The organism is Hymenobacter sedentarius (assembly GCF_001507645.1).
GTDB classification, from domain to species: Bacteria; Bacteroidota; Bacteroidia; order Cytophagales; family Hymenobacteraceae; genus Hymenobacter; species Hymenobacter sedentarius.
The window spans coordinates 653,086-674,184 of sequence record NZ_CP013909.1 but is presented as its reverse complement, the minus strand read 5'-3'; the positions used below and the strand labels follow the sequence as shown (position 1 = coordinate 674,184).

The 21,099-nt window shown below is 61.8% G+C and carries 13 protein-coding genes and 1 tRNA gene; 4 read left to right on the top strand and 10 right to left on the bottom strand.

Features of this window, described 5'->3' with window-relative positions; translation table 11 throughout:
• Window positions 1-9 precede the first annotated feature (9 nt).
• Window positions 10-2,385: a M1 family metallopeptidase gene (locus AUC43_RS02815; RefSeq protein ID WP_068189683.1), complete on the bottom strand. Its 2,376-nt coding sequence runs from the start codon at window positions 2,383-2,385 to the stop codon at window positions 10-12.
• A 333-nt stretch (window positions 2,386-2,718) separates the two neighbouring features.
• Between AUC43_RS02815 and AUC43_RS02810 the strand changes: the two genes are divergently transcribed.
• The 3 genes from AUC43_RS02810 to AUC43_RS02800 all read left to right on the top strand — a co-directional run bounded on the left by AUC43_RS02810 (window position 2,719) and on the right by AUC43_RS02800 (window position 10,621).
• A complete protein-coding gene (locus tag AUC43_RS02810; RefSeq protein ID WP_068189680.1) occupies window positions 2,719-3,315 on the top strand; it encodes a DinB family protein in 597 nt (198 codons plus the stop codon).
• 227 nt (window positions 3,316-3,542) lie between these two features.
• Window positions 3,543-9,770: an alpha-2-macroglobulin family protein gene (locus tag AUC43_RS02805; RefSeq protein WP_068189677.1), complete on the top strand. Its 6,228-nt coding sequence runs from the start codon at window positions 3,543-3,545 to the stop codon at window positions 9,768-9,770.
• Between the two features lie 131 nt (window positions 9,771-9,901).
• Window positions 9,902-10,621, top strand: a complete 720-nt coding sequence (locus AUC43_RS02800; protein ID WP_068189675.1) for a hypothetical protein — start codon at window positions 9,902-9,904, stop codon at window positions 10,619-10,621.
• Between the two features lie 171 nt (window positions 10,622-10,792).
• Here AUC43_RS02800 and AUC43_RS02795 read toward each other — a convergent pair whose 3' ends face one another.
• The 7 genes from AUC43_RS02795 to AUC43_RS02760 all read right to left on the bottom strand — a co-directional run bounded on the left by AUC43_RS02795 (window position 10,793) and on the right by AUC43_RS02760 (window position 18,934).
• The gene (locus AUC43_RS02795; RefSeq protein WP_068189672.1) at window positions 10,793-12,343 is read right to left on the bottom strand and encodes a family 43 glycosylhydrolase; all 1,551 of its coding nucleotides are present in this window, start codon (window positions 12,341-12,343) and stop codon (window positions 10,793-10,795) included.
• A gap of 674 nt (window positions 12,344-13,017) precedes the next feature.
• Window positions 13,018-13,416, bottom strand: coding sequence for a hypothetical protein (locus AUC43_RS02790; protein WP_068189670.1), 399 nt, complete (start codon window positions 13,414-13,416; stop codon window positions 13,018-13,020).
• A 155-nt stretch (window positions 13,417-13,571) separates the two neighbouring features.
• Window positions 13,572-15,224, bottom strand: coding sequence for a sensor histidine kinase (locus tag AUC43_RS02785; protein WP_082684864.1), 1,653 nt, complete (start codon window positions 15,222-15,224; stop codon window positions 13,572-13,574).
• Between the two features lie 42 nt (window positions 15,225-15,266).
• Window positions 15,267-15,683 (bottom strand): hypothetical protein, encoded by a 417-nt coding sequence (locus tag AUC43_RS02780; protein WP_157780899.1) that lies wholly within the window; start codon window positions 15,681-15,683, stop codon window positions 15,267-15,269.
• Window positions 15,684-15,725: 42 nt separating this feature from the next.
• Complete coding sequence (locus tag AUC43_RS02775; protein WP_068189662.1) at window positions 15,726-16,775, bottom strand: hypothetical protein; 1,050 nt, start codon at window positions 16,773-16,775, stop codon at window positions 15,726-15,728.
• A gap of 349 nt (window positions 16,776-17,124) precedes the next feature.
• Complete coding sequence (locus AUC43_RS02765) at window positions 17,125-17,586, bottom strand: DinB family protein (RefSeq protein ID WP_068189657.1); 462 nt, start codon at window positions 17,584-17,586, stop codon at window positions 17,125-17,127.
• Between the two features lie 229 nt (window positions 17,587-17,815).
• Window positions 17,816-18,934 (bottom strand): WG repeat-containing protein, encoded by a 1,119-nt coding sequence (locus AUC43_RS02760; RefSeq protein WP_068189653.1) that lies wholly within the window; start codon window positions 18,932-18,934, stop codon window positions 17,816-17,818.
• A 42-nt stretch (window positions 18,935-18,976) separates the two neighbouring features.
• Between AUC43_RS02760 and AUC43_RS20780 the strand changes: the two genes are divergently transcribed.
• Window positions 18,977-19,465 (top strand): HNH endonuclease, encoded by a 489-nt coding sequence (locus tag AUC43_RS20780; protein ID WP_068189650.1) that lies wholly within the window; start codon window positions 18,977-18,979, stop codon window positions 19,463-19,465.
• A 27-nt stretch (window positions 19,466-19,492) separates the two neighbouring features.
• Here AUC43_RS20780 and AUC43_RS02750 read toward each other — a convergent pair.
• Window positions 19,493-19,566: transfer RNA gene (locus AUC43_RS02750), tRNA-Arg, on the bottom strand.
• Window positions 19,567-19,622: 56 nt separating this feature from the next.
• On the bottom strand, window positions 19,623-20,951 hold the full coding sequence (locus AUC43_RS02745) for a Pycsar system effector family protein (protein ID WP_233254095.1): 1,329 nt from the start codon (window positions 20,949-20,951) through the stop codon (window positions 19,623-19,625).
• Window positions 20,952-21,099 lie beyond the last annotated feature (148 nt).

Sequence of the window (21,099 nt, the reverse complement as noted above, 5' to 3'; positions counted from 1 at the left end):
AATTCGTAGCTATTTTGAGCCTCCGGTGGAGCTTTCCGGCTTCTGCGCATTGGCTTTGGGCGCGGCCTGCTGCATGGGGTTGGGCTGGGCCTGCTGCTGCTGCTGGAAGAGCTCGAAGCGCGAGGCAGCGGGCTGACGAGGGAAGGCGTTGTTGCTCAAATCCGTGTCGGCAGTCTGCTGAAAGGGGTCGAGCACGAAGCTGATGACCGGCTTTTTGGTCACAATCACCTTGCTCACCTGCGCGTTGTTCTTGCGCCAGATTTCGGCCGGGATGGTCTGGATTTCGGTCGAGTTATCGGCGTAGGTGAGCTGCACAATCACGGGCATTACCAAGCCCCCGACGTTGCGCAAACTCAGCTCGTAGAAATTCTGGTTGTCGCCGAGGCGCTGGCGCTGCTCTTCGCTGAGCGAGCCCAGGTAAGAGGTGTAGCGCTGCTGGTCGGCCGGCGTCACGGCCAGGGGATTATACTGGTTGTAGAAGTCCTTGAGCTCGGGTTTTTCGTCGACGAGCGTGCTCTTGAGTTCGGTGGCGTTGCGCTGGGCCGAGATAGAAGCCGGGGCCGCCGCTTGCAGCTGTTGCAGGCGTTGGTTTTCCACCGCTGGGTTTTTGGTGTTCACGTTGTAAGCCTTCACCGATTCCAGGGCGAGGTCGGTATAGTCGGTGGTGTAAAACCAGCCGCGCCAGAACCAGTCCAGGTCCACGGCCGAGGCGTCTTCCATGGTGCGGAAGAAGTCGGCCGGCGTGGGGTGCTTATAGGCCCAGCGCTGGGCGTAGGTCTTGAAGGCGTGGTCGAACAGCTCCCGACCCATCACCGTCTCGCGCAGGATGTTCAGCGCCGTGGCGGGCTTGGCGTAGGCATTGTTGCCGAACTGCAGCACCGATTCCGAATTGGTCATAATCGGCGTTTGCAGGCTTTTATCCGTTCGCATGTACTCCACGATGTTGGCGGGCTCGCCGCGGCGCGAGGGGTAGTTGCGTTCCCATTCCTGCTCAGTCAGGTACTGCATAAAGCTATTCAGGCCCTCATCCATCCACGACCACTGCCGCTCGTCGGAGTTCACAATCATCGGGAAGAAGTTGTGCCCCACTTCGTGGATAATTACCCCAATCATGGCATACTTGGTCTGGGCCGAGTAGGTGCCGTCCTTCTCCGGGCGCCCGCCATTGAAGCATATCATCGGGTACTCCATGCCGAAGATGGGGCCGTGCACCGAGATGGCGACGGGGTACTCGTACGGGATGGTATGCTTTGAATAGGTCTTGATGGTGTGGGCCACCACTTCGGTGGAGTACTTGCCCCAGAGCGGATTGCCTTCTTTGGGGTAGTACGACATGCACATCACGGGCTTGCCGTCCTGCTTGATTTGCATGGCGTCCCAGATGAACTTGCGCGAGCTAACCCAGGCAAAGTCGCGCACGTTTTTGGCGGCGAAGCTCCAGGTTTTGGTAGCAGTAGCGCGGCTGCCTTCGGCTTTTACAGCCTCCTCCTGGCTCACGATGAGCACGGGCTTTTTGGCGGTTTTGGCCTGCTCGAAGCGTTTCTGCTGCGTAGCCGTGAGCACCTGCGAAGCATTCTGGAGCGTGCCGGTAGCACCGACGATGTGGTCGGCGGGAGCGGTGATGCTCACCTTGTAATCCCCGAAGGGCAAGGTGAATTCGCCACTGCCCAAGAACTGCTTGTGCTGCCAGCCCTGGTTGTCGGAGTACACGGCCATGCGCGGGTACCATTGGGCAATTTCATAGAGGTAGTTTTTGTCCTCCGGGAAATACTCGTAGCCATTCCGGCGGGGCTGCTTGCCGTTGACATTGTAGTGCCATTTCACGTTGAAGGCGAAGGACTGGCCGGGGCGCAGGGGCGCGGGCAGGTCCACGCGCATCATGGTGTAGTTCGTCACCGTCTTCAGGGCCTTGCCGTCTTTGCCGGTCACGCTCTCAATCTTGAAGCCGCCGTCGAAGTCCGACAACAAGGCATCCAAGGCAGCGAACGACATTTTATCCTGCAGCTGGCTCACTTCCGTGGTCGCCGTGATGGAGTTTTTGGCCAGCACGTTCTGGTCGAGCTGCACCCACAGGTACGGCAGCGTGTCAGGCGAACGGTTGGTGTAGGTGATGGTCTCGCGGCCCGTGATGGCCTGCTTGGCGTCGTCGAGCGACACCTTGATGTCATAGTCGGCGCGCTGCTGCCAGTAGTCTTTGCCAGGCGCGCCGCTGGCTGTGCGGTAGGTGTTGGGCGTGGGCAGCACGGTTTCGAGCTGCGCAAATTTGTCGGTGCCCGAGTTCGTGGTTTGGGCCCAGGTGGCTGCCGAAGGGAGCAACCCGAGTCCTAACAGAGCAACCAGCCGGCGCGGGGGGAGGGCGGAGAGCAGTGAGCTAAAAATGACCATAGGGGAGGGGGTAAGGAGCGCTGCCAGAAAAATTGGCAAGCCGTATGGCCTGCCAAGCATCGCTCCCGCGAAAATAATTCAAAAAAGGGGCACCCCACTTTCGCCGGCTCCCTACGGTTGAGCACTGCCTGGGCCCAGGCCGTGCAAAACGCGGGTTTTAGCAAGGCTGCCAGTGCACTACAATTGCACTACAATTCAAAAATTATTGTTTTACCACGCAGCCCGGGACCGGCCCGGGGCCAAATGACGAGCTCAGCGGCCCATCGTGAGGGGTTTAAGAATTCGGAATCATTTGCTAAATTGTATGTTTACGGCTTGTTAATCCCCGCGACCATGCCTGCTGTCGTCCGTGCCACCGCTGAATTCTTTGACCAACTGACCAACGACCTGCTGGTGTTGCGGGTGGTGGCGCAACAGCGTTTCCGCCCCCTGAGCGCCGAAGACCTGAACCGTAGGCCGGGGCCAAGTCGCTGGAGTGCCGGGCAGTGCCTGGAGCACCTCAACATTGTGGGCGGCTACTACCTGCCAAGCATTGCGCGCCGCATTGCCAAGGCCCAGGCCCGGGGCTCGAAGCCCACGGCCACGGTGAAGCAAGGGTTTTTTGGCGGGCGGTTTATCAACGCCATGCGCACGCCGGCCAGCGAAAAATCCTACACCACGCCCCAGCGCTACGCCCCCACCGGCACCCGCCTGCCCCGCACGGTCGCGGAAGTGTTCAGCCGCCAAATCGACGAACTGCTGCGCCTGGTGCTGCTGGCCCGGCAGGTCAACGCCAACGCCGTGCTCATTCCCAACGCCGTGTTTCCCCCCTTGCTGCTGCGCCTGGCCGACCAGCTGGAGTTTCTGGTGGTGCACATTCAGCGGCACGTGGCCCAGGCCGAAGCGGTGCTCGCCGGCAATACGGTTAGCTCCAAGTTTTCAGCGGCTTAATTACAGGTTAGGGCTGGGCTTGGTAAAACGCGCCGGTAGCCTTTGTGGTCGAGGTTGCGCTGCCCGTTGAGCTGTTTTTTACTGGCGCCTTTTTGGGCAAATGAGTGGCTGATATTGAGCTGGCTACGATTTAAGCGAGCCACTAGGCGCAACAATACGGAAGGTGGGTGTGCAATAAAAGCCGGGCCGGCATCTTTAAGTCGCCAACCTAGTTCCGTGCCCCACCCATGCGCCTGTTTCTCTTTGCCTGCCTGTTGATGACCATGGTTTTCAGCACCGACTCGGCCACGCCCCGGCCCCCCGACCCGTACGCGGCCCGTTGGCGGAAGATTGACGCGCTGCTGGCCAAAAACCAAACTGCCACGGCCGCGCCGCTCGTGGAGGCCATCTACCAGCAAGCCCGCCAGGAGCAGAACACCCCGGCCTACGTGCGGGCCCTGCTCTACAAAACCCGCCTGCTGCAGGCCAAGGAGGAAGACGACACCGAGAAGGCTATCGCGCTGCTGGAGCAGGAACTGCGCACGGCCACCTTCCCCGCCCGCCCCATTCTGCACTCGCTGCTGGCCGAGCTGTACACCACCTACTTAAACCAGAACCGCTACCGCCTCTACCAGCGCACGCCCGGCGCGGCCGCCACCCGCGGCCCGGGAACCGCCACCGACGGCGGCACCGGGCTGGCCACCTGGGACATGGGCAAGCTGGGCGCCGCCATCGTGCGCCACTACTACCAGTCGGTGGAAGACGAGCCGCAAAAACAGCTCAAGACCACGCTGGCGGCCCTGGGCGACCTGGCCGTGGACGGCGACGCCGAAGGCCGGGCCCTGCGCCCCACGCTGTATGATTTGCTGGCCCAGCGCGCCATTGAGGGGCTCAAGAACCAGGAGCTGTACATCACTCGGCCCGAGCAGCAGTTTCAGCCCACCGAGCCCAAGCTTTTTGGCTCGGCGGCCGAGTTTGCATCCCTGCGCCTGCTGGCCCCCGATGCCGACTCGCTGAATGGGCAGCTGCACGCGCTGCACCTGCTGCAGCGCCTCACCGCCTCGCGCCTGCAGTTAACTCAACCAAGTACGACCCTCCCGGGTACGACCCCGGCGAACCTGGCGGCGCTGGCCGACGTGGACCTGACCCGCATCGACTACCTGCGCGGCCTCACTCAAAACACCGACCTGGCCCGGGAGTACGAGCCGGCCTTGGTGCGGCTAGCCGAAACGTATCGGAGCCTGCCCATCAGCACCGAATTTATGGCTCGCCGGGTCGAGCTGCGCCGCGAAACCGATGCCGTGGCCGCCGTGAAGCTAGCGCGGGAGGCGGAGGCGCGGTTTCCGAAATCGCGCGGCGCGGCCCGGGCACGGCAGCTGCGCGAGCAGATTGAGCGCCCGGAGCTGACGTTTTCGGCGGCCGACGTAACGGTGGTGCCCAACCAGCCCTGGCGGCTAGACGTGGTGGCCCGCAACGTGACAGAACTGCACGCCTGGGCCTACCGCATTACGCCGAAGCAAAAGCGGGAATTCGAGCAATTCGATGCGCGAAACCGGCCGGTCGCCCAGCGCTACGCGCAGGTGCTGAAAACAACGCCGGCTGCCTCGTGGACGGCCGCCCTGCCCGCGCACCCGCTGAACTACCAAGAGCAGAAGGTGGCCGTGGCGGGGCCCGCCTTGCCCGTGGGCCAGTACCTGCTCATCGTCAGCAACCAGGCGAAGAACCCCCTGGCCGAAGGCGCGGGCACCGCCACCAGCTACGCCCTGCTGGGCGCCAGCGAGCTAAGCGCGGTGAGCCGCCAGCTGCCCAACTCCAGGAAGCTGCAGCTGCTGGTACTGCAGCGCCAAAGCGGAGTGCCCCTGGCCGGCGTGTCGGCCCGGGCCACCTACCGCCGCTACGACCCCGCCCGCCGCCAGTGGGTGACCCGCCAGAGCGCTACGCAGCAGACAAATGCCGCGGGCATTGCCGAGCTGCCGGCCCCGGCCGAAGTAGCCCACAACGAGCCCGCCGAGCAACTCACCGAAGCCGCCATATGGCGGGGCACCGATACGCTGGCCCTGCTCAACCTGGCCGGGTATTACCAGCAGCCCGACGGCGATGCCGAGGCCGAAGCCACCTGCTTTCTCTTCACCGACCGCGCCATTTACCGGCCCGGTCAGACCGTCTATTTTAAGGGCATCTTGGTGGAGCGCCTGGGCGGCAAGGCCCGGCTGCTAACCCAGGAAAATCAGAAAGTGGACCTGATGGATGTGAACAGCCAAACCGTGCAAAGCCTGTCCTTTGTCACGAATGAGTTCGGCTCGTTTCACGGCTCGTTTGTGTTGCCCACCGGGCTGATGAACGGGGAGTTCAACTTGAGTGCCGACGATGGCCGCCTAGGCTTTGCGGTGGAAGACTACAAGCGCCCCACCTTCCTGGTTACCCTCGACCCGGTGGCCGGCCAGCCGCAGATGGGCCAGCCGCTTGCCGTGGGCGGCCGGGCCCAAGCCTACGCCGGGCAGCCCACCGACGGCGCCGCGGTGAGCTACCGCGTGACGCGGCGGGAGCTGTGGCCGATGTTCGCCTTTGGCGGCCCGCGCGGCAGCTTTCTGCCTGGCCGCGGCAGCACCCAGGAAATAGCCCACGGCACTACCACTACCGATGCCGAGGGCCGCTTCAGCATCCGGTTTACGCCGCCGCTGGTGCCCCGGGCGCGGGGCTGGAAAGGTTGGGAGCCGGGCTACCTCTTCGAAATCACGGCCGACGTGACCGACGCCGCGGGCGAAACCCGCACCGGCACCCGCGGCGTGGTCATCGGCCACAACCCGCTCAACCTCAGTCTGACCGGCCCCGCGCTGGCCGACAAGCAGCAGCTGCCCCTCTTCACACTGCTGAGCACCAACGCCACGGGCGAGCCCTTACCGGCCGCGGGCACCCTGCGCCTGCTGGCCCGCCGCTTCCGCCCCAACCCGCCCGGCGTGCCCGGCCCAGCGCCCGAAACCCCGGACAACGAAGCGCCGCCCACGTTGGTCAAAACCCAGCCCTTCGATACCAAAGCCAGCTCCCGGCTCGACGTGGCCGCCCTCCTCGGTGACGTGCCCCCCGGCCGCTACCGCCTCGAAGCCCTGGCCGCCGGCGCCGACTCGGCGCGGGCGCAGCTGGATTTTACGCTCTACAATTCGCAGGCCCGCGAACTGCCCTTTGCTACGCCCGACTGGTTTGTGGCGCTGGCCGACACCGTGGCGCCCGGCCAGCCCGCCACCGTGCTGCTGGGCAGCAGCGAAGCCGGCGCGCGACTGCTGCTGGAGGTAGAGCGCGACGGCCAGCTGCTGCGGCAGGAGTGGCTGACGCTGAACGCCCACGAGCAGCGCCGCCTGACCCTGGACAGCGGGCCTGCCAAGGCCGGCGGCCCGCTCTACATCCACACTATGCAGGTGCGCGACAACCACCTGTACCGCCACGATGCCACCGTGCAGGTAGCCGAAAAGCCGCAGCCGCTGCAGCTCAGCATCAGCACTTTTCGCGACAAGCTGCAGCCGGGCCAGCAGGAAACCTGGCGCGTCGCCATTCGCCAGGCCAACGGCAAAGCCGCGAATGCCGAGCTGCTGGCCACGCTCTACGACCAAAGCCTGGACGTGTTCCGGCCCCACGGGTTTATGGAGCTGAACGCGGGGGGCGGGTATCTTCCGCCGCGGTTTCAATGGCTGCAGTACGCCTTGGGCCGGCCGCTAATTCCTATGGTCCTGCCGCCGCCCGCCGCCCGAATGCCGGCACTATCCGACGTGAATTATCCCCGGTTGAACACCTGGAAGGGGGTCCCGGGGAACGCACTGGCGGGAAGAGCGTCTGGGATAAGGATACGCGGGGCCGCCAGCAGAGTCGCCCCTGAAATGATGCGCAGAAAGGCCGCTGCAGCGCCCGCCATGGCCGCCATGGCAGGGGAGGGCCAGCAGCTGAACGAAGTAGTGGTGGGCTATGGCGCCCAACAGCAAGCGGCCGACGCAACCGCCATCTCAACGGCCACCCCCCGGCCCGCACCGGACCTTTCCACCGTGCCCACCCGTACCGATTTCCGCGAAACGGCCTTCTGGCAGCCGGCCCTGCGCACCGACAAAAATGGCGACATCGTGCTTGAATTTCAGATGCCGGGAGCTGTGACGCGCTGGCAGCTGCTGGCCCTGGCCCACGACCGAAACCTGCACAGCGGCCAGCTGGCCCGGCAGCTCGTCACCCAAAAGCAAGTGCAAATTACGCCCAACGCGCCGCGCTTCTTCCGGCAGGGCGACACGTTCACCTTCCCCGCCAAGTTCTCGAACCTGACCGACCACGCCACTAGTGGTACCGCCCAGCTGTTCCTGCTCGACGCGGCCACCGGCCAGGACCTCACCAGCCAATTGCTGAAGGGCCCGGCCCAGCAAGGCGTTGCGGCCGCCGCGCACCAGAGCGCCGCGTTGGGCTGGGAAATCAGCCTGCCCGCCGACTTCGGCCCGGCAGCCGTGACGTACCGGGTAGTTGTCAGTTCTTCGTTGGCGGTTGTCAGTGATAAAGACGGCAAAAAAGCCAAGGGCAAAAAGCAGCGAACAACTGACAACCAACAACCGACAAATACCTTCTCCGACGGTGAGGAAAATACCCTGCCGGTGCTGCCCAACCGCCTGCTTTTTACCGAGAGCCTGCCGCTGCCCATCGTGGGGCCCGGTACCCGTACGTTTGAGCTGCAGAAGCTGACCAGCACCAGCAGCCCCACGCGCCGCAACTACGGGCTCACGCTGGAGATGACGGCCAATCCCGCCTGGTACGCCGTGCAAAGCCTGCCCTACCTGATGGAATATCCCTACGAGTGCTCCGAACAGGTGTTCAGCCGCCTCTATGCCAACCTGATAGCGGCCCAGATTCTGCGCTCTAACCCGCGCTTCAAAACCACGCTGGCGGAGTGGACGCGCCAGGCCCAAAGCGGCACCGCGGCCCAGAAAAACGCCCTGGCCAGCAAACTGGCCCAAAACCAGGACCTCAAAAGCCTGCTGCTGCAGGAAACCCCCTGGGTGCGCGACGCCCAGGGCGAGACCGAGCGCCTGGCCCGCCTCACCGAGCTGTTCGACGGCGCCCGGCTGCAGGGCGAAACCACCCGCGCCCTGCAGAAACTGCTGCGCATGCAGTTGCCCAGCGGCGCGTTTCCCTGGTTTGAAAAGATGCCCGATGACCGCTACATCACCCAACTCATCGTGGCGGGGCTGGGCAAGCTGCACAAGCTCGGCGCGTTCGATGCCAGCACCGACCCCGTGGCCAGCCAGATTTTGCAAAACGCCCTGCGCGCCGTGGATGCTGGCCTGGCCCGCGACTACGCCGACCTGCGCCGCCAGAAGGGCGTGAAGCTGGCCGACAACCATCTGGGCGACCTGCAGATTCAGGCGCTGTACGCCCGCAGCTTCTGGCCCAACCTGGCCGGGCCCGGCCAGGGCCGCGCCGCCGCAACCTACTACCGCCAGCAGGCGGCCCGCTACTGGCCCAGCCAGACGCGCTACCTGCAAGCACAGGCCGCGCTGGCGCTATTCCGCGACAATAAAGCCGCCCCGGCCGTGCAGGACATTCTGCGGGGCCTTGCCGAAAACGCCCTGCACTCGCCCGAGATGGGCATATACTGGAAGGAAGTGCGCGGCGGCTACTACTGGCGCGAAGCCCCCACCGAAACCCAGGCCACGCTTATCGAGGCATTCGACGAAGTCAGGAACGACGCAAAAGCCGTGGACGAGATGAAGCTCTGGCTGCTCACGCAGAAGCAGACCCACCACTGGCCCAGCACCCGCGCCACCGCCGACGCCTGCTACGCCCTGCTGCTACGCGGCTCCGACTGGCTGGCGCCCGCCCAGCCGCTGCAGCTCACCGTGGGCGGGCAGGCACTCACGCCCCTGCCGGCCCAGGCCGGCACGGGCTACTTCAAAACCAGCTGGGCCGCCGCCGAGGTGCAGCCCGCCCAGGGCAAGGTGACCGTGGCGAAGGCCGATGCGGGCGTGGCCTGGGGCGCCCTTTACTGGCAGTACTTCGAAGACCTGGACAAGGCCACGCCCGCTGCCTCGCCCCTCAGCCTGGAGCGCCAGCTCTACCGCGAAACCCACACTTCCGGCGGGCCGGTGCTGGAAAAAATAAGCGCCACCACGCCGCTCAAAGTGGGCGAGGCCCTGGTGGTGCGCCTGGTGCTGCGCACCGACCGCGCCCTTGAATACGTGCACCTGAAAGACCAGCGCGCCGCCGGCCTCGAGCCCATGGCCCAAACCAGCGGCTACCGCTACCAAAACGGGTTGGGCTATTATGAGTCGCCGCGCGATGCCGCCACCAATTTCTTTTTAAGCGAAGTCCCACGCGGCACGCACGTATTCGAATACCGGCTGCGGGCGGCGCAGGCGGGCGATTTTTCCGGGGGGCTCAGCGAAGTGCAGTGCCTGTACGCACCCGAATTTCGGGCCCATTCGGCGGGAATTCGGCTTCGGCTGACGCCATAAAGCGGCTGGCTCGGCGAAATAGGCCATTGGGCTAAGCAAAGGCCTTTTCCGACGTTTAAAACGACTTTGGCCTTGCATTTAACCGGGGTGCTCTGTAGCTTTGTCTTCTGTCGGATTTATATTAATCATCTATGAAGCACCTATTTGTTCTCTTTTCGCTGCTCCTGACGTTCAGCAGCGCACAAGCTCAAACCGAGAAGCAGACCATAGTATCGAAGCTGCCCGGGGAGGAGAACCTCAGCCTGCGCGAACGCGCCGAGCGGGATTTCCTGATGCCGGTGCGTCGGAAGAAAGTCGTAGCTGAGGCGCCTAAAGCCAATGCCGAAGAGAACACCGCCGCCCCCGAATCCGACGCCACCGCCCACTACAGCGAAAGCGCCGAAGAAGCCAACAGCGCCGCCGTGCCGGCCCACACCACCCGGAGCTACGAGGCCCGCCACACCGAAGCCTTAGCCGCGCGCCGCGCCGCCCGCCGCGAAGAAGCCCGCGCCGAAGCCAAAGCCGAGGCCAAAGCCGAGGCTCGCGCCGAAGCCCGCCGCGCCGCCCGCCACCACTCCTCCTCGCGCAGCCACAAGTCCAAATCGCACAGTAAAGCCGAGTCGCGCAGCAGCAAGTCGAAATCCAAAAGCAAGTCGGGCACCCACGCCAAAGCCAGCAAAAGCTCCAAGAAGAAAAGCGCTTCGAAAAGCGAGAAAAGCAAGAGCAGCAAATCCAAAAGCAAGAAGCACGACACGCACAGCAGCAAAAAGAGCAGCGCCAAGAAAAGCAGCTCGCGCGAGCACAAGTCCTCGAAGAAGAGCAGCCCTTCGAAATCGAAGTCGAAAAGCAAAACCAAGCATCACCGCCGCTAAACCAGCCGCGTGACGCGAACCACACGGGCAGCGCCCGGCACGGAAGTGCCGGGCGCTGTTGCTTTATAAGCAGGCAGAATTGGGCTGCGTACCCGGCGGCAGCTCATTTACCCAAAAAGGCCAGGCCACCCGTTGGGGCAGCCTGGCCTTTTAACGGTTCGCAACCACGACTTAGCGCTTGTTGAGGATGATGAAGTTATTGAAAATGGCCGAGTTCCCTTCGTCGCCCTGGGCCACCAGCGCCACGCGCACGCCCCGGTCCCAGGGCGGCAGGTAGGTGCCGTTGAGGCTGAAGTTGTCGGTGGGCAGGGCCAGCCAGGTGGCGCCATCGGTGCTGTAGGCGAAACGGTAGCGCTGGCCGCCCCACACTTCGAGGCGCAGCGTGATGGTATCGCACGGGTCCACAAACACCTGCACCAGCGACTGCTGCTTGCCGCTTTTCACGTGCCAGATTTGCACCTTGCCGTTGCCCGCCATAATGGCCAGGGCGTTGTAGGGGTCGCCCACGGCGGCCAGGCCGGCGTAGGTGTCGGCGGGCAGCTTGGCCAGGTCGAGCGTGGTAGCGGCTTTGTAGGTGGCCACGTGCGAGCGCCGGGCCACCACGGCCCCGAGGCGCGAGCCATCGGCTTGCAGGTGCAGCTGCCCGTTGCGCACGGCCGCAACCGGCTGCTGGCCAATGGGCCACTGCCATTCCAGCCCAAGCCGGTCCCCGCCGAACTCGTCGGCAATGTTGAGCCGGGCCAGGTCCCTGATGGGCGCGGCCTGGGGGCTGCGGCGCTCAAACTCGGGCCAGTTGTCGGCGTTCCAGGTGAACTCGCTGAGGATGCCCTGCCGGCCCACAAACTCGTGGCTGTCGGCGAGGTAGGCGTGGTGCAGCAAAAACCAGCGGCCATCCATCTGGGTCACGGTGCCGTGGCCGGGGCACTTCCAGGTGGTGTTACGGTCCAGGATGGGGTTCTGGTCGTACTTCTCCCAGGGGCCGAGCAGGGCCCGGGAGCGGGCCACGCCGGTGGCGTAGTTGCAGCCCTTGCCGCAGCAGCTGTTGCCGGCGTAGAACATGTAGAAGTAGCCGTTGTGGTGCACCAGGGCCGAGCCTTCCACGAGCGGGCCTTCCCAGGTAACGTCGTTGCCAAACAGCTCGGTGGCTTCGCCGATGAGGGCGGTGCGCTCGTCGTTGAGGCGCTGGGCCCAGATGGGCGTGTCCTGGTAGCAGGAGTTGCCGTCTTCCTTCCAGATGAGGTAGAGGTCGCCGTTCTCGTCGGGCATGGCAAAGCCGTCGATGGAGCCAGCTTCCTGGCCCACCAGCGGGCCGTGGTCGGTGTAGGGGCCGGCGGGGTGGTCGGCGCTGGCCACGGCCACGCACAGCATGCCGCCTTTTTTGCGGGCCGTGTAGTACATATAGGTGCGGCCGTTTTCGCAGTGGAACTCGGGCGCCCAGAAGTTCGAGCCGGCCCAATCGGGCAGCTTGTTCGGAAACACGTGGCCGACCAGCTCCCAGTCAATCAGGTTTTGAGACGTGAACAAGGGGAACACGGCGCCCCACTCGGCCGAGGTGGCGCTGGCCCAGTAAGTATCGCCAATCTTGGTGACGGTGGGGTCGGGGAAGTCGCCGGGCAGCACCACGTGGTCGTAGGAACGACGGGTGACGGCCGGGGCAATTTCTGGCGAAAAGGCCAAGGCGTGGGGGGCCAGATGGGCCGCCGATTCTAGTTCGATTGACACGGTGGGAGGTGCAAGGAGTTTAGAAAGATAGGCCAACCCTAACGCGGTTCAGCTTACCACACTACCAAGGTACATAATCGGAATCGATTCCGGAAGATGAAGTATGATTATTTCGGATAAATGCCCGAAAGTAACCGACCAACGAACGCTCGCACTTGGTGAAAAACACGGGGATAAATACGGATTATTTGCTTTCCTGAATTCTGGCAAACAACCATTATCCACTATGTTTGGATGATTGCTGGTTGATAAATACGGAGAGCAGATTTCGGGCCATACTGATGGCCGCTGAGGTAGCCAGGTTGGTTATAATTTGATTTTACCCAGAAAACACGAGTGTAGGCTTACGGATTAGGAAAAATCACAATGCAGCTGGAAGGGCTGAGTACACAGCAGCTTGCGCGTAACGAATAGGAAAAATCAGCTCAAGCGTGCCACTTTATATATAATTTAGCAATTCCGGCGCCACTTTTTTCATCCTTCATCCATTGAAAAAAAGAAAACCGCCTGCTTCTTAAAAAAAGAAGGAGGCGGCAGCGGGGGAAATGGCAATCGGGAACTGCCCGGCGGGCATCCCCTAAGCGGGATGGGTGTGGGGATGGCTCGCGCGAGAGCGGTGCTTAAGCGGCAGTGGTAAGGGGCGAAGGCAACGCCAAAGACGGCAGTGGCGCGGCTTACACGTGCCGCAGCCATTCGGCCGCCGTGGGCAGGTCGTGGAACGTCATGATGCCGATGCCGGACAGCGTGCGCTGCACGGCCAGCTCGGCCGAGAGCTGGCTGAACCGCTCGCGCGAGAATACCCAAGCGAAGTGGCGGCAGCCGGCTTCGTAGAGCTGCGGAAAAAATACTTCGCCGCCCCACATGGCGGCATCGTCCCACAGGCCGGTGGTGCGGGTGTTGTCGTTGAGCACCTTGGTGCAGCGCTCTTGCTTGAGCAGCTCCAGCAGCTTGAGGGCCCCGCTCATCACCGTCTCGTTGTCGAGGTTGCCATGCCAGTCGAGGTACAGCCAGTCGTCGGTGTAGTCGTAGGCGATGGTGAGGGTGGGAACGTCGTAGAGAATGCGCTGGGCCATAGTGCGCTGAAAATAGGTGCGTTTACGTTGGTCGTAGTCGCAAGTTAGAACGCAAGAAGCCTTGGAGCGCCAAGAGCGCGCAGGGGAATTGAGCTACCGAAGCGCCGGCTATACGATGGCTACGCCCAGCTCAATCTCTGCCCACGCCCAAGCCATCAACCCACGGGCACGGCGGCTGCGGTGGGCAGGTTGATGGTAAAGGTGGTGCGCACGTCTTGCTGGGTCTCAACGGTGATGTGTCCTTTGTGGGTCCGGACAATATCCTGGCTGATGAACAGGCCCAGGCCGGTGCCTTTGGAGGTGGGCTTGGTAGTGAAGAAGGGAGAAAACAGCTGTTCTTTTTCGACGGGGGAGATGCCCGCGCCATTGTCGTGCACCTGGATGGCTACGCCGGCCTCCTGAAAGACCGTGGCAATGGTGAGCATGGGCTGGAAATCCGGGTCGCGCAGGGACTTCTCGTACACCGCGTACATCGCATTGTTGAGCAGGCTGAACAGGACCGTGCTCATCTCCGTGGGCACAATTCGAACGCCGATATTTTCCGGGTTGCGGCCTGCAATCAGCTCCAGCGTAACCCCCCGGTAGGCTTCGTCCAGCTCGTGGCGGTACGCCGCCAGCTGCTCGCCCACGAACGAGTTGAGGTCGACTTCGACAAATTGAGCTGATTTGACTTGCAGGAGTTTGTCCATGCTGCGGACTATCCGGGTGAGGCTGGAGCCGTGCTCTTTGATTTTGCCGGTGTTGGTTTCAATCATGGCGAGCAAGGACACCAGTTCCGCCTGCAGGGGCTCGTCGTGCGCGTAGGCGCCGGAGGTGAGCAGCTCCTGGCACTCCGCCAGCAGCTCGGTCGACACATCGGCAAAGTTGCTGACATAGCTCAAGGGGTTGAGCAGCCGGTCTACCAAGCCTTTGGTGAGCTGGCCGATGGAGGCCAGCTTCTCCTGCCGGATGAGCTGCTCCTGGGTTTCGCGCAGGTCGGCCAGCGTGCGCTTGAGGCCTTCGAGTAGGTCATCCGACTTGCGCTGCTCGACCAGCAGCTCGCTGGTGCGGGCTTCGAGCTCCTGGCGCGTGGTGGAGAGGTCGGTCACCATTTTGTTGAAGGCCGTGCCCAACTCCCCAATCTCATCCCGCGAATTGCTTTGCACGCGTTGGGTGAGGTCGCCCCGGCCCACTTTGGTGGCGGCATCGCGCAGCTTGAGGACCGGCACGGAGATGTTTCTGGCCAAGCCAAAGCCAATTCCAATGCCGATGCTGAATACCAGGAAGCTGAAAAACAGCGAAGTGACGCGAATCTGCCTTTTGCTTTGCACAATTTCCCGGGTGGAGAAGGCCAGCATGATTTCGCCGGTCATCATCGGCGTCTGGAAAGGAGCCCGCTGCACCACCGTGGAGTCGGTGGAAGTGGCGTCGACGTTTATCTTTTTTCGCTCGGGGTAGGTCCTGAAAACCGTTCGCCTGATGCGGTACTGGGTGCGGGTGGCGTTCCAGGTGGTATCGGTCTGGAGCAGGCTCACGAACTGCAGGAGCGGGTCTTTCTTCACAAAGTCCATGGCGGTTTGCACGCCCTGGAAATTTTGTTCGGTCATGGCAATTTTCACCCCCAGCGCCACCGTATTGGCTTGGTTTTGCACGTCCTTGTTGAAGTTGTTCAGCAGGCTGCGCTCCTGAATGACGGGCAGGTAGAACAGCACGAAGAAGGAGAACAACACGACAATGCTCGTCACGGCCAACCAGATTTTGGTCTTGACCGTGAGGCGCAAGTGGCGGATGACTCGCAGGAAGGACGAATGGCGGGGGCTGTGTACCATACCAGGCAGGCCCTGGGGTAGCAGGGCAGATGGGGGCGAGTGTTATAGATATTTCTTCCCGTCGATGGTAATGGTTTTGCTGTTCGGCCCGGGCTGATTCACCACGCCGATGGCGCCGGTGGTTTGCGCCACAAAGTCGGCCAGCTCGGCTTCTGAGTTGAAGAAGTTGGGCGCGTCGGCTTTGCCCTGGAACACCAGCGCCAGCCAGTATTTATTGAGCTCGTTGGCGCTCATGTTGTAGATTTTTTTGCTGGTGTTCTGGCCAATGGGCGTGGTGGTTTTCAGCAGGGCAATCACCACTTTGCTGCCGTCGGGCCAGCGCAGCTTTTCCCCTTTCAGGGTCGCTCTGAGCTGCGCCAGCTTCATTTCGGGCGGCACCCCTTTGCCGTTGCCAATCACCGCCAAGTTCTGGTCCTGCGCCTGTGCCGGGGCGGGGCAGCACCCGAGGAGCAAGAGCAAACAGAGTGTAATTCGATAAACCAAAGCCATATGCATAACGGATTAAAAGCCAACGGCAATCTGGAAGGTGACCTTGTCGGGGGTGGGGTACAAGGGGCTGTTGGCGTGCTGGTATTCGAGCTTCACGACGGCCAGGTAATTTATCTCATAGCGCAGCCCCCCAACGAAGGACCGGGTGTTGTTTGACATGAAGTACACCTCCCGGCTGGTGGTGAAGCGAATGTCATCGAAGCGCACGTAGGGGATGAGCTTGTCGGTGAGGCGCAGGCCGGCGTACACGTAGGTGGCTACCGCGCGCTGCGTGCCGAGGCTATCGGAGCGGCTGTTGACCACGCTGCTCTCGGCCAGCAATTCGAACTTCTTGGAGAACACCGAGTCGTTGTAGGAGATGGAGCCCGTCACAATGTCCTGGTTGATGCGGGTGAGGGCCACCGGCATTACCCCGCCCGAGTGGTTGTGCGCGGTACTGCCCTTGGAGATGGCATCGTGGTAGAGGGAGGCCCCCAGCCGCATGCCGTCGGTGGGCTTGATGTGCACGGCCAGCGTCGCGGACTTGAGCGGGTTGTTGTCCATCACATCTCCCGAGCCGATGCCGTTGCCCACCATGGCGTCGTAGCCGAAGCGCAGGCGGCCCAGGTTCTGGCCCTGCAGGCTCACACCCGTGGTGTGGAGCGGGATGATGCCCTGCGCAAACAGCAGGGGCCGGTCGATGGTGGGGAAGAACACCCGGCCGTGGTGGTAGGTGTCGTTCCAGTAGTTGATGGGCGTGTGGTGCTTGCCCAGTAAGACGCTGTGGTTGCCGGCGTAGTTGTATTTCAGGATGATGCGCTCGACGCTGATATCGAAATCGGTGGGCGAAGCGGGCGAGAACTTGAAAACGGTTTCCCCCAGAAAGGACAGGCGCTCCGTTATCTCAGACGTGATAAACAAGTCCTGTTCGCCCAGCCCAAAGTTGACTTTGCCGTTTTGGTAGTAGGCCAGCGCGTCCACAAACCCCCGGATTTGGGTTCGTTGGGCTGCGGCGCGTGGGGCGATGCCCAACAGCAGGCCAAGGAGCAGGAGCGTGACAAGTGCGTAGTGGGTTATTTTCATGCGTACTGCTCCGTTTTCTAAGGCGTCCTGGCTTGGGTGCGTGGTAGGGTGAGGTCTCCATCAGCAGCCTCGCGCCGTTGCGGGGTGAATGCCGGCAGAAGCAATGCTTCTATTAGAAACGCTGCGCGATGGAGTTTGACAGGTGCTATAATAATTGCAATGAAAAATATTACAATATGAGCCTGCCAAAGGTAATTCAAGTTCAGCGTCTTTTAGTCCTGAAAGAGCATAAGTCGAAGAATATTAAATACAGCAATACCAGAAGGCCCCAAATGCTTTTGCTGCAAAGGCAGCAAAAGCATTCGGGGCCTATGGAGGCGCGCTGACAGCGCTACCGCCAACCCTCACGCTAGCATGCGGCTACGTTCTTGTCCAGCAAGCGGCGGTGGTAGTTGATTTGGCCCAGGTGGTAGGTGAGGTGGGTGGCGAGGTGCATCAGCATGTAGCCCACAGACGTGGGCGCGTCGAACACCACCACGGGGTATTCGGCGGCGAGCTGCTCGTCGGCCAGCGCCGTAAGCGCTGCCTCCACCACGCGCCGGGTCGCGGCGATGCCGGCGAGTAGTTCGGTGCGGGGAACATCCCGGGCCGAAAACTCCAGGTCGCGGTGCCGGACGTAGCCGCTGTGGCCCAGTTCCGCGCCGATGTAAGTGTTGAGGTTGCCGAGCAGGTGCAGGCAGAGGTTGCCGCCCGAGTTGCTAATGCCCGACTCGATGCGCCACAGGGCCTGCTCGTCCTGATACGCTTCGATTTCCTGGCGCAGCTTGTTCAGGTCGCGGTCGAAGAGGGTGTTGAGGACGGCTACTAGCATGGCGGGGGTAGGGAAGTTGAGCTATTAATGGAAGAACGCCGGGAGCCGCCCTCCGCCACGACCTGCTGCGCGAGAAACGGCTGTGTGAGCTTTTGCCTGTTTAGAGCGACTGGCTGCACGTAGACGTTTTTTAGAGCCATGGTTTTTGACCGGAATGGTGAACCTGACGTGGCCCCTGCAAGGGCGCTCCAAAAGCTCGGAGCCACGGCAGCAATGGAGTTTGCATGGGCTACATGGTTGCGCTGAAAAGCCGGTATCCTTCCGCTGTGCGGATAAAGGCGAAACGCTCCTGATGCTCAAAGCCGCTTTTGGTGGCTGCATTGACCTGATTTATAACGACATCGAAAACCGGGTATTTCTCCTGAAAATGCTCCCCGCAATCGTTGAGGAAGGATTTGAAACGTTGGCTTTCGAAGATGAGGATGTCCAGGTCTTCGGAGAAAATGTTGACGTTGGTGGCGCCGTAGCGAAGGCCGCTCAGCTTCGGGCGTAGCGCGGGTTGGTAGAACTTCTGCACGAAGGCGGTTCGCTCAAAATGCGGCCAGCCCCGGAAAGGCTGCCCGGATACTGCCAATTCGAGGTAGCACAGCGGAATCACTTTATCGGCCGAGCCGGTGCGCACGGTGGGCACAAATACTTCATAGAACCAATGGGTAAACTCCTTTTCGTAATCCGTGAACGTGTACCGGTCGCCATTCACGGCGCGGAAAGTGCGGGTAGTGGCTGTGTCGAGGGCCGTGGCATTGATTCGCAGCGAATACCAATTTAGGTGGTTCAACTGGTTCCGGGGCAGGTTGTCGGCCAGCACTTCGTTGCGCTCACTGATAAGCACATTCCGGCCACCAACCCAGCTGGGATGCTCGCAGTGCATCGTATCCTTTTCCCCGCTCCAGCATTTGCTGCGGGCTCCAATGAGCGCTACTGCTAAACCGTTATAAAACGGCTCGGCGTAGTTATAGATGGCCGGAATAATGGCGGTTCCTGAATGATTGAAAAAGCCCACTCGGTCTTTTGTGCGGTCTCGGAATCGGATTTTGCCTTCGCTTTCACAGTCGAACGTGTAATCGAACATATACACGCTGTCGCGCCCCACCTGCCGGCCATTCTTTAGCAGATAATACTGGCGCGGGGTAGCGCTTTCGCTCACGGCCATGATGTGCCGGAACTTCTGCGCATTGGTGAAATTGCCGAAGCGAGCGGGGATTCGGATGTGGCCAGCGGCGTCTTTGTAGCCGTATTTATAACCTTGCTTATCCTTTTGGGTAAACTGCGTCCACACCGTATCGGACTGGGTTTGGGCGGAGGCGGAAACTGCGACGAGGACCAGCAGAGGCAGGAGTTTCTTCATGCAGCGGGGCAAATTGACTGGCAATATCCAGTAATTTGAGTTATGAATAACTGCCTGCACTGCGGCGCCCGCACAGCTAACCCCAAATACTGCTCCCGCTCGCATGCTGCGATTCATACCAACCAGCAGGCTCCCAAGCGACGGCTGACCTACAAGTGTGCCGAGTGCGACACGCTCATTCCGGCAAGCCGACAGTTTTGCGCGGTACATGGCAAGCGCAAGGCCGATTATCGGCTGCTAACCGTGGCACAACTTAAAGCCAAAGATGCCATTAAGCACCCCAGCTATTACCGCGGCTACCTCAACAGCATCACCCGACTGCTGAATGCGCACCGGCCCCGCATTTGCCAGGTGTGCGGCTATGACAAGCATGTAGAATACTGCCACAAGGTTCCCATCAAGGCTTTTCCTGATTCCGTGGCGGTGCAGGTTGTGTCCGGGCCGGATAATATTCTAGTTCTATGCCCGAATTGCCATTGGGAATATGACCATAGCTTGCTAACAATAAATTCCGCCCCATTCAGCACGTAAAGGCCAAAGGGGACGGAATTTATGGAGTGAGCCTGACAGGAATCCAACCTGTACTCTAGCCCTTAGGAGAGGCTTGCTTTATGCAGTTAAGCTACAGGCCCAGGTAATAACAGTGCTTGACAAAGATAACGCAAGTCCGCCAATACGAGGTTCAGACCTACGACTTATACAGCAGGGCGATGGCAAACGACAGGGCCGTGAGAATCAGCCCCACCATGAAGATGGTGTAGCTGGTGCGCAGCAGGCCGTACTTGCGGGCCAGTACCTCGCCCAGGTAGTACACGTCGGTTATCATGTTGGTGTAGATGGCTTCTTTCTGGCGCATGAGCTCGCGCATGCCGCCCTGGAAGTTGTCGAGGCTGAGCTTGGTGAAGTTGCCGAAAAACAGCAGGTTCACGCGGCGGTTGGTGGCAATCTGGGGGCTTTTCTTGAGCCACTTAAACGCCGTAACATCGGGCTGGGCCGAGAGGATGGCCGTGGTGACCGAGCCCAGCGCCGTGGCCAGCAGGATGCTAATGGGGATGCCGAGCACGGGGTTGCCGCTCATCATCGGGCCCAGGGCGCCGGCCTTGCCCATCTTGGCGCCGAGGTAGGTGATGATGACCGAGATGAGCACGGCGTTGAGCTGAATCATCATGCTGGCCTTTTTGTCGGCCATGTCGCTCAGCTTCATGTGGTTGCTGTACATGGTGCGGAACATGGTCTCGATGCCGCGCTTGGGCTCGGCAAAGGTCTCGTTCTGCTCCTTGGCTTTCTTCTTGTTCTTCTTTTCGGTCTTCTTGAGCTGGTCGCGCTGCTCGTCGAGGTTCTTTTTGAAGGACTTGCGGTACCGCTCCTTGCCGGCGTCGGAGTGGTACTTGTGCTCCAGCATGAAGTTGAGCTGCAGCTCGGCCCATTCGGTGTTGGAGTAGGTTTTGCCCAGCACCAGCTCCCACTCGGTGCGCAGTAGCTCGGCGGCGCTGCGGAAGTCTTCGCGCGCCAGGTTACTCATGTCGGCGTCCACGAGTAGTTTTTGCAGCTCGGTTTCGCAGGTCGTGTCGCGGTGCGTGCTCTTGATGAGGTCTTTGATAAGCTGCACGCGGCTGGCGTCCACGCCGTGCTCGGCGAGCCATGCGCCGGCGCGCTCCATGCTCCGGAACTCGTGGCCGTCGTACACGTCGAGGTAGCCGGTGTCGTGAAACCAGGCGGCCAGCAGCAGGGCTTCGGTGTCGTCGGGGCTCAGCTCGGCCGCGGTGGCCAGGATGCGGCACTCCTTCACCACGGCCTCGGTGTGCCGCAGCGAGTGGTAAGTGAGTTTGGCGGGCAGCTCCCGGGCAAAAAGCGCGGTGACGAACTCCTGGGCTTCTTTTACCAGTGGCGAGGCTTTGGCTTTGGCCGGCTTGTCGGGGGCGTCGGCGGCGGGAGCGTCTTTTTCGGCGGATTCTATCGGGGCAACCGCCGCGGCCGCGGGGGTAGTTTCGACAGTATCGGGGGCAAGTTCTTTCATGTCAGGCGAAGCTACGGCCGGTTCATCCGGCGGGCTTGCCGGCTTTGAACGCGAAGCGCTGGGCGGAAGTTAAAAAAACGCGACCTAACCGCACCGCCGCGCTTTGCGTAACGGGCCTTAACCGGCCGCGCTGGCGGCGGTTGTACGT